We start from the raw sequence: 9,450 nt of genomic DNA, 5'->3' as shown, positions 1-9,450 counted from the left end.
GCCCTCAGTGCTGCGCCGGCGCGGCGTTCTGGCGAGCGCGCAATTGGCGGGTGACGCGAGCCTCGATCAGACCCACGGCGAGCAGCACCAGAGTGGTCAGCACGCCCATCATCAGCAGGTCGGTGACCAGGGCCACGGGGATCAGCGCCAGCAGCACCAGCATCCCCGCCAGGTGGGATTTGGCCAGCACCTGGTAGACCACCCGCTTGTAGAGCACGTTGCCCAGCAGGTAGAGCAGCGGCCCGGCGACCAGGGTGAGCGCCTGGGCGCTGGACAGGCGAGCGTCCGGGTGAGCCATCACCAGGTCGTTGCCCACCGCCGTGACGATGATGCCGGCCACCAGCAGCGCGTGGATGTAATGGAACCAGGCGCCGATGCGACCCGGATCGTCGGAGTGGGTGATGCGGTGGGTGGCGTCCTTGCTCGCGGTGCCGAAGTACAGCCACCACATCGCCAGGGTGCCGAGGAAGGTCGCCAGCAGGCCGATCAGCACCGGCAGTGTCCAGTGCTCGGTCTCGGCCAGGGACGCGCCGCTGGCCAGCAGGGTCTCCCCCAGTGCGACGATGACGAACAGCTGGCAGCGCTCGGCCAGGTGGCCGCCCTCGATGGTCCAGTCGCGGGTCCGCGAGCGGCCAAGGCCCGGCAGGGCGAAACCGAACATCGGCGAGACGTACTCGCAGAGCACCGCCGCCAGCCACAGCAGGATGCGCGCGGGGCCTTCGGCGAAGGCGCCGGCGATCCACAACAGTGCGGCGATCGACACCCAGCCGAACATGCGGCGGAAGTTGGCCGCCAGCGGATGGGCCGCCGGCAGCTGCGCGAGGATGAACGCCGTGCGCCCGACCTGCAGGGTGACGTAGGCCAGCGCGAAGACGAGAGCAGATTCGCCGAAGGCATGCGGCAGGCTGGTGGACATCAGCAGCGCCGGCAGCATGATGGCGAACACCAGCGTGCGCACCGCCGGTGTCTCGGGATTGAACCAGTTGGTCACCCAGCAGGTGTACTGCCAGCCCAGCCAGACCGCGAGCCAGAGGATCAGCGTCTGCACCACTCCGAGCAGGTCCAGGTGGTGCAGCAGGGTGTGGCTGAGCTGGGTTACGGCGAACACGTAGACCAGGTCGAACAGCAGTTCCTCGTAGGTCACCCGCGCGTGGTGGCCGTCGCGCTGGCGAAGCAGCGGGTGATGTGCATCGGGGCTGTGGGGCATGGTCGATCCCGGCAGGTCGTGGTGGGCCTACTTGGTGGTATAGCCGCCATTGATCAGCAGCGTCTGCCCGGTGATCCACCAGCCGTCGCTGACCAGGTGGCGGATGAAGGGCACCACGTCCTCGATGTCGGTCAGGCCGGTCTTCGAGAAGGGCGACAGGGCGGCCGCGCTCTTGTGATAGTTCACCGCGTCCTGGCCCTCGGCGGGGTAGAAGAACGGTGTGTCCATCGGCCCCGGCCCCACCGCGGTGACCGATATGCCGCGCTCGCCCAGCTCCTTGGCGGCGGCGCGGGTGAAGTGCTCCACCGGCGCCTTGCCACCGGCGTAGGCGGCGTAGAAGGGAGTGAAGGCGCCCAGCAGCGAGGTGACGATGGTGCAGATCTTGCCGTTGTCGTTGAGGTGCCGGCCGGCTTCCTTGATGAAGAAGAACGCGGTCTTGGCGTTCACCGCCATCATCTGGTCGTACTCGGCCTCGCTGATCTCGGCCATGGGCTTCTTCAGCACCTTGCCCACGGTGTTGATGGCGATGTCCGGCTTGCCGACGGCGGCGACGGCATCGGCGAACAGCTTCTCCACCGCGCCGGCGCTGGTCAGGTCGGCCTGCAGCGCCACGGCGCGGGCGCCCAGGGCCTGGAGCGCGGCGACGGTCTGCTCGGCGTCGGCCTGGCTGGCGGCGCTGTTGTAGTGCACCGCCACCGCGGCGGCCCCTTGCTCGGCGAGGTCACGGGCGATCAGCCCGCCGAGGTTCTTCGCTCCTCCGGCGATGAGTACCACTTTCCCCTTGATCGAATGGTCAGCCATGGCGCTTGTCCTGCTTGGTTGAAGGCAGGACTGAGTCTAGAGCGGGATACGCCCTGGATAATTCCCGCCGGACCGGATGGACTGTCCAGCGCAGCTGGACAATCGTCGGTGGCGGTTGCCCGGAAATTCCTTCCGCGGTTCGGGCGATGCTCACGCAGCCGTTGCGCAGAAGCTTGTAGGAAGCCTCTCCTAGTGCAACACTAATGTTGCTATTTTCTGGTGTGTCCCTAGGCTCGACTCATCCGGTCAGGAAGAGATGAGCTGATGAAGTTCAGCGAATTCAGGCGATGGCTGAAAGCCCAGGGAGTGATCTTCGAGGCGGGCAAGGGCAGCCACTTCAAGCTCACTGCACGCAACGGCAGGAAGAGTACTTTCGCCGACCATGGGGCCAAGGAAATGCCCGAGGGAACCCGCCAGGCCATCATTCGGCAACTGGGCCTGTGACTGCGTCACCAGGCTGGAGGCAACGATGTACGACTACGCCATACGCTTTGAGGCAGACCCGGGTAGGCCCGGCGTCGCTGTTTACTGCCGTGACCTGCCCGAGCTCAACAGCTACGGCGACGACCGGGAGCATGCGATCCGGGAGGCGCTGGATGCCATCGAGACCACCTTGTCGATCCATGTCGACGAGCGCCGCGCGATTCCGCCGGCCAGTGCGGCGCAGCCCGGCGAGCAGGTCGTGTATCTGCCGAGCGTTACCGTCGCCAAGATCGCGCTATGGAACGAGATGCTCCGGCGTGGCCTGCGCAAGGCCGATCTCTGCCGCCTGCTGGACGTGAACCCGGTGCAGGTGGATCGCCTGGTGGACTTCCTGCACGGCTCGAAAATGGAGCAGCTGGAAGCGGCGCTGGCCGCTCTCGGCCTGCGTCTGTCGATCCGCGTCCTTGCCGCTGCGTAACCTGGCCTGGCCCGGGCGTCAGACGCCCCACGCTCCGGTTGAGCTGCGCTTTCGGGGGCTGGTTGCGCGCACAGTCGACCGCACGAACATCCGCCTTGTCCCCGCCGCGACGGCCATTTTTTTCTTAAGGCCGGAGCATATTTTTACTAATTTTCCTCGGCCCCGAGCTCACGCACCATGCGCCCGCATTTCGAGCCATGAGTGAGCCATGAAAAAAACAACAAGCGCTTCCGAAACTTCCTTGCCTGCCCATCCAGCCCACACCGGTTCCCCGTCGTCACGCGGGTTTCGCCAGTCACTGGGGATTCCCGCGCTGGTCCTCTTCGGACTGGCCTACATGGTGCCGCTGGCGGTGTTCACCACCTACGGCCTGGTCACGCGGATGAGCATGGGGCACCTGCCCACGGCCTACCTGTTCACCCTTGCCGCCATGCTGCTGACCGCCTACAGCTACGGCCGCATGGTGCAGGCACACCCGTATTCGGGCTCGGTCTACAGCTACACGCGCAAGACCTTCGGCGCCGCTTTCGGCTTCCTGGCCGGCTGGACGCTGCTGCTGGACTACATCTTCCTGCCGCTGCTCAGCTACCTGCTGATCGGCATCTACATGACCGACTACTTCCCCTCGGTGCCGCTGGCGGTGTGGATCCTCGGCTCCATCGCGCTGGTGACGCTGCTCAACCTGGTGGGCATCGAATCGATCACCCGGGTGAACTGGGTGCTGATCGTCGCGCAGATGGTCTTCGTGGTGGTGTTCATCGCGCTCTCGATCAGCCACCTGGGCGAGCAGGCGCAGCCGGTGGCGCTGGTCCAGCCGTTCTACGACGATCACTTCAGCCTGCCGTTGGTGATGTCCGGGGCGGCGGTGCTGTGCCTGTCGTTCCTCGGCTTCGATGCGGTGTCGACGATGGCCGAGGAGACCCCCGAGCCGCGCCGGCAGATTCCCGCGGCCATCATGCTGGTGACCCTGATCGGCGGCGTGCTGTTCATCGTCATGGCCTACTTCGGCCAACTGGTGTTCCCCGAGTGGCAGGCGCTCACCGATGCCGATTCCGCCTCGCTGGACGTGCTGCGGCGCATCGGCGGCGAGTGGCTGGTGACCTTCTTCACCGCCACCTACGTGGCCGGCTGCTTCGCCTCGGCGATGGTGTCCCAGGCCAGCGTGTCCCGCGTGCTGTTCGCCATGGGCCGCGACGGCGCGCTGCCGCGTGTGTTCGGCAAACTGGTGACGAAGAAGCGCGTACCGGCCACCGCCATCCTGCTGATCAGCGCGCTGTCGCTGATCGCCCTGTTCGTCACCCTAGACACCGTCGCCAACATGATCAGCTTCGGCGCGCTGTTCGCCTTCTCGGCGGTGAACCTGGCGGTGATCAAGCACTACCTGATCGACCGCAGGCTGGCGGGTTCGCGCAACTACCTGTGCTATGGCGCGCTGCCGGCGCTGGGCTTCCTCAGCACCATCTGGCTGTGGTCGAGCCTGTCGGGGCTGTCGTTCACCATCGGCCTGGGCTGGATGGCGCTGGGCTTCGTCTGCCTGCTCAGCGCCACGCGGATGTTCCAGGTGCCGCTGCCGGACCTGCAGATGGCGGAATGATCGCCCGCGGATGGCCGAACGCAGTCTGCGCTCGGTCATCCGCACTCCATCGCCAACTGGCCGAATGGGCATCCTGAGGGTTATCTTGCGCTCCCCTGGCGGCTATCCGCGCCGGGGACCGGATGGCCATGCCGGCCGTCACCAGGCAAAGGAGTGACCTGCCATGAAGACCCTCGATCGCGTCCTGCTGGGAGCCGGGCTGCTGATTCCGTTCTGGTTGTTGATCGGCGTGACGCTGACCGCGCTGGCCTATCCCGGCTACAGCCATCTGGACCAGGCCATGAGCCAACTGGGTGCGCAGGGCGCGCCGACCCAGGGGTTCTCCGCCTGGGTGAACAACTATCCGCTGGGGCTGCTGTTCATCGCCTTCGCCATCGGCGTGGCGCGCCGCTTCGCCGGGTCGCGCCTGGCCCTGCTCGGCGCCGCGCTGATCCTGCTGCACGGGCTGGCCAGTGGCGCCACCGGGCACTTCTCCTGCGACCCGGGTTGCGCCCCGGCGCAGCCATCCGTCTCGCAACAGCTGCACAACCTGGCGGGGCTGCTGATGTTTCTCTCCCTGGCGCTGGCCAGCGCGCTGTGGATCGTGCTCGGCAAGCGGCTGCTGGCCTCAGCGGGCTTCGTCGGGTTCTCCACGCTGTGCCTGGTGCTGTCCATCGCGACCCTGGCGATGATGGCCAAGGCCTTCGCCGACGGGCACGCTTTCGGTCTCTACCAACGCCTCAACTACGGCGTCGCCGTGATCTGGGTCGCCGCCCTGGCTGGCCTGGCGCTACGTCGCGAGCCGGCGCTGTCCGCAACGCTGGCGCAGTGATCGCGACAGCGCGCTGGCCAGCGGACGCTGCGGGCGCTTCGGCCCCGTCCTCGACTGCTGCGTTGCCGAAGACCTGGCGACGCCCAGCGTGTTATCCCGGCAGCATTCCTGGCGCAGCCCGATAAAAGTCTGAACTCGAGGCAGCGGCCCGACTCAACCGCAACGATCGCGAGTTCGTCGCGCCGCGCGTCGTGCTCGCCGGGCCCGCCCCTGGGGCGAGCCATCGTCGACGAGGAGCCGCGAGCCATGGCACATGCATCCACCCTCAAGGAATACGCCCGCAAGCGCGATTTCGGCGGCACCCCCGAACCCAGTGGCGAGGGGGCGCGCGACGCCGGCGCGGAGGCCGTCTTCGTGGTGCAGAAGCATGACGCCAGCCACCTGCACTACGACTTCCGCCTGGAGATCGACGGCGTCCTGAAGAGCTGGGCGGTGCCCAAGGGACCGTGCCTGGACCCCGGCGTGAAGCGCCTGGCGATCCAGGTGGAGGACCACCCGCTGGATTACGCGCAGTTCGAGGGCCACATCCCCGAAGGCCACTACGGCGCGGGGGACGTCATCGTCTGGGACGAGGGTCGCTGGTCGCCGATCGGTGATCCGCGCCAGGGCCTGGCCAGCGGTCACCTGAAGTTCCGCCTGCACGGCAGCAAGCTCGCCGGCAGCTGGAACCTGGTGCGCACCCGCATGCCTGGCCGCCAGCCCCAGTGGTTCCTGATCAAGGGCCGGGACGAGCAGGCGCGGGACTATCCGCGTTTCGACATCCTCGCCGAGCAGCCGCTGAGCGTGCTCAGCGGACAACCGCTGCCCGGCGAAGCCGCCGCGCTGGAGCCGGCGCCGGCCCGGCGTGCCAGGCCGGCAGCGGCGCGCCAGCGCAGCAGGGCGAGCCCCGCTAAGAAAGCCGCCGGGGACGAGTTGCCCGCCGCGCTTTCCCCGCAGCTGGCCACCCTGGTGGACGCTCCGCCGGCCGGCGACTGGCGCTACGAGATCAAGCTCGACGGCTATCGCCTGCTGGCCCGGCTGGAGGGCGGCAAGGTGCACCTGCTGACCCGCAATGGCCACGACTGGTCGAGGAAACTGCCGCAGCTGTGCCAGGCGCTGGCCGCGCTCGACGTGCGCAACGCCTGGCTGGATGGGGAAATCCTGGTGATGGACGAGGAGGGCCGGCCGGATTTCCAGCGGCTGCAGAACGCCTTCGACGCCCAGCTCTGCGACGACATCCACTACACCCTGTTCGACCTGCTCTGGCTCGATGGCACGGACTACCGCCGGCAGCCGCTGGAGGAACGTCGCCAGGCCCTGCAGCAGCTGCTGCGCGGCAATCACAACGAACTGTTGCGCTACTCCGAGGACTTCACCGACGACCCACGCAGCATCCTCGACAGCGCATGCCGCCTGGGCCTCGAAGGGCTGATCGGCAAGCGCGTCGGCAGCCCCTACAGCGAAAAGCGCACGTCCGACTGGATCAAGCTCAAGTGCAAGCGCCGCCAGGAGTTCGTCATCGTCGGCTTCACTGCGCCGAAGGGTTCGCGCGCGCATTTCGGCGCCTTGCTGCTCGGCCTGCACGACCAGGAAGGCGCGCTGCGCTACGCCGGCAAGGTCGGCACCGGCTTCAGTGGCGCCAGCCTGGAAGCGCTGCACCGGCAGCTCAAACCCCTGCAGCGCAAGACCAGCCCATTGCCGGAGCCGCCCCGCGGCGCCGAGGCCCGCGGCGTGACCTGGCTGCGCCCGGAGCTGCTGTGCGAGGTCGCCTTCGCCGAAATCACCCAGGAAGGCCTGGTACGCCAGGCGGTATTCCACGGCCTGCGCAGCGACAAGCCGGCCACCACCATCGTCGAGGAAAAGCCGCAGAAGGCGGTCGGCCGCAAGGCGGCGGGAAGATCGCGGGAAACAGGCGTGTCGGAAAAAGGCGGCACTACCCTCGAAGGCGTCACCATCACCCATCCGCAACGGGTGATCGACGCCACCAGCGGCCTGCGCAAGATCGATGTCGCGCGCTACTACGCCAGGGCGGCCGAGCGCCTGCTGCCCTGGCTGGGCGATCGGCCGGTGTCCCTGGTGCGCGCCCCGGATGGCGTCGGCGGCGAGCAGTTCTTCCAGCGCCATGCCTCGCGCACCGCCATACCCGGCGCCGAGCAGCTCGACCCGGCGCTCGACCCCGGCCACGCCGCGCTGCTGCGTATCGCCAGCGCCAGGGGGCTGATCGGCGCCGCGCAGATGGGCGTGCTGGAACTGCATACCTGGAATGCCGCCATCGATGACCTGGAGAAGCCCGACCGCTTCGTCCTCGACCTCGACCCGGACCCGGCGCTGCCCTGGTCGCGGATGCTCGAAGCCACCCAGCTCACCCTGACCCTGCTGGACGAGCTGGGCCTGCAGGCCTTCCTCAAGACCAGCGGCGGCAAGGGCATGCACATCCTCGTGCCGCTGCAGCGCCACCACGGCTGGGACGAGGTCAAGGAGTTCGCCCACGCCATCAGCCGGCACATGGCTCGGTTGATGCCCGAGCGCTTCAGCGCCGTGTCCGGGCCGAAGAACCGCGTCGGCCGGATCTTCATCGACTACCTGCGCAACAGCCGTGGCGCCAGCACCGTGTGCGTCTGGTCGGTACGCGCCCGCGAAGGGCTGCCGGTTTCGGTGCCGGTGAGCCGCGAGGAATTGCCCAGGCTCACGGGCGCCAATGCCTGGACCCTGGCCAACGTCGACGAACGCCTGGCTGCTGCCGACCCCTGGGCCGCCTGGGCGAAGACCCGGCAGCGCCTCACCCGCAGGATGCGCGAGCGCCTGCAGGGCTGAGGCACGGTACCGGGCAGCGCCGTCGACCGCTGGCGAAATAGCCTGAACTCAGTGCGCCGCAGGCCTGCCTATTCAAGACAGCCGCCAGCCCGCGGGGACAGCGCAGCACAGCACTGCCACCCGGGCTCATTGCGCAGGAGTGACTTGCGCAGGAGTGCCAGCGATGTTCCGAGAGTTTCCCCGCGCCTGCGCCTGGACCGACGCGATGCACGAGGCGGGCCGCTACACCGGCCTGATCGAATACCAGGTGCTGCGCGAAGGCGCCGCCGTGGCGGTGCTGTGGGTCTACGCGCCGGGCTGCCGGAGCATGACCGAGGCGGAGGATGCGGCCCAGCGCATGCTGGCGCGGGTGCGCGACATCGACAGCGACGGCCGCGTGCATTTCGACGACGGCGTCGCCCTGCAGGAGGATTGTCCATGGCCCGTGTGATCTGGAAAGGCGCCATCAGCTTCGGCCTGGTGCACGTGCCGGTGGCGCTCAACAGCGCCTCGCGCTCCAGCGGCACCGACTTCGACTGGCTCGACGAGCGCAGCCTGGAACCGGTGGGCTACCTGCGGGTGAACAAGATCACCGGCAAGGAGGTGCCCAGGGAGCACATCGTCAAGGGCGTGGAGCTGGAGAAGGGCCGCTACGTGGTGATCAGCGAGGAGGAAATCCGCGCCGCGCGGCCGGAAGCCACGCAGACCATCGACATCCTCAGCTTCGTCGATATCGACGAGATCCCGCAGCCGTTCTATGACTCGCCCTATTACCTCACCCCCGAGAAGCGCGGTGAGAAGGTCTACGTGCTGCTGCGCGAGACCCTGAAGAAAACCGCCAAGGCCGCCATCTGCCAGCTGGTGATGCACAGTCGCCAGCACCTGGCGATGCTGCGCGAGGACGGCGACGCCATCCTGCTGATGACCCTGCGCTGGCCGGCGGACGTGCGCGAGGTGGATGAGCTGGGCCTGGCGCTGGGCAAGGTGAAGCTGGACAAGCGCGAGACCGACATGGCCGAGCGGCTGGTCAAGGGCATGAGCGGGCACTGGCAGCCGGCGGATTACCAGGACAGCTTCAGTGAGGAAATCCATCGGCTGGTGGAACAGAAGGCCGCCAAGGGCCAATTGGAGAACGTCCCGCAGGCCCGCGAAGAGGGCGGCGAAGGCGCCGAGATCATCGACCTCACCGAACTGCTCAAGCGCAGCCTCAAGGGTGGCGGCAGGGCGGCGAGCGCCAGGAGCGGCGCTTCCGGCAAATCCGCGAGCAGCGCAGCCGGGAAGAAAACCGCCGCCGGGAAGAAGACCAGCGCTGCCAAGGCCAAGCCGGCCAGCAGGCGCAAGCCAGCGGCCAAGGCCAGCTGAGG

At 67.8% G+C, this 9,450-nt stretch carries 9 protein-coding genes; 7 read left to right on the top strand and 2 right to left on the bottom strand.

Going from position 1 to position 9,450, the window contains the following annotated elements:
- Positions 1–4: 4 nt before the first annotated feature.
- Both HNP46_RS05040 and HNP46_RS05035 read right to left on the bottom strand, forming a co-directional pair.
- Positions 5–1,207, bottom strand: coding sequence for a low temperature requirement protein A (locus HNP46_RS05040; protein ID WP_184586437.1), 1,203 nt, complete (start codon positions 1,205–1,207; stop codon positions 5–7).
- Between the two features lie 27 nt (positions 1,208–1,234).
- Positions 1,235–2,008 carry an SDR family oxidoreductase gene (locus HNP46_RS05035; protein WP_184586435.1) on the bottom strand — a complete coding sequence of 258 codons (774 nt, stop codon included), beginning with the start codon at positions 2,006–2,008 and terminating at the stop codon, positions 1,235–1,237.
- A 264-nt stretch (positions 2,009–2,272) separates the two neighbouring features.
- Between HNP46_RS05035 and HNP46_RS05030 the strand changes: the two genes are divergently transcribed.
- The 7 genes from HNP46_RS05030 (at position 2,273) to HNP46_RS05000 (ending at position 9,448) form a co-directional block, all read left to right on the top strand.
- Positions 2,273–2,452 (top strand): type II toxin-antitoxin system HicA family toxin, encoded by a 180-nt coding sequence (locus HNP46_RS05030; RefSeq protein WP_184586433.1) that lies wholly within the window; start codon positions 2,273–2,275, stop codon positions 2,450–2,452.
- 25 nt (positions 2,453–2,477) lie between these two features.
- Positions 2,478–2,909 carry a type II toxin-antitoxin system HicB family antitoxin gene (locus tag HNP46_RS05025; RefSeq protein ID WP_184586431.1) on the top strand — a complete coding sequence of 144 codons (432 nt, stop codon included), beginning with the start codon at positions 2,478–2,480 and terminating at the stop codon, positions 2,907–2,909.
- 208 nt (positions 2,910–3,117) lie between these two features.
- On the top strand, positions 3,118–4,503 hold the full coding sequence (locus tag HNP46_RS05020; RefSeq protein WP_184586429.1) for an APC family permease: 1,386 nt from the start codon (positions 3,118–3,120) through the stop codon (positions 4,501–4,503).
- Positions 4,504–4,666: 163 nt separating this feature from the next.
- On the top strand, positions 4,667–5,314 hold the full coding sequence (locus HNP46_RS05015; protein WP_184586427.1) for a DUF998 domain-containing protein: 648 nt from the start codon (positions 4,667–4,669) through the stop codon (positions 5,312–5,314).
- 246 nt (positions 5,315–5,560) lie between these two features.
- Positions 5,561–8,107 (top strand): DNA ligase D, encoded by a 2,547-nt coding sequence (ligD, locus tag HNP46_RS05010; RefSeq protein WP_184586425.1) that lies wholly within the window; start codon positions 5,561–5,563, stop codon positions 8,105–8,107.
- A 163-nt stretch (positions 8,108–8,270) separates the two neighbouring features.
- Positions 8,271–8,537, top strand: a complete 267-nt coding sequence (locus HNP46_RS05005) for a hypothetical protein (protein WP_184586423.1) — start codon at positions 8,271–8,273, stop codon at positions 8,535–8,537.
- Entirely contained in the window at positions 8,525–9,448 is a 924-nt protein-coding gene (locus HNP46_RS05000) for a Ku protein (RefSeq protein WP_184586421.1), read from the top strand. The genes HNP46_RS05005 and HNP46_RS05000 overlap by 13 nt, the downstream gene beginning before the upstream one ends.
- Positions 9,449–9,450: the final 2 nt, after the last annotated feature.

This window comes from Pseudomonas nitroreducens (genome assembly GCF_014204515.1).
GTDB lineage: Bacteria > Pseudomonadota > Gammaproteobacteria > Pseudomonadales > Pseudomonadaceae > Pseudomonas > Pseudomonas nitritireducens_A.
This window is presented reverse-complemented; position numbering and strand designations above follow the sequence as displayed.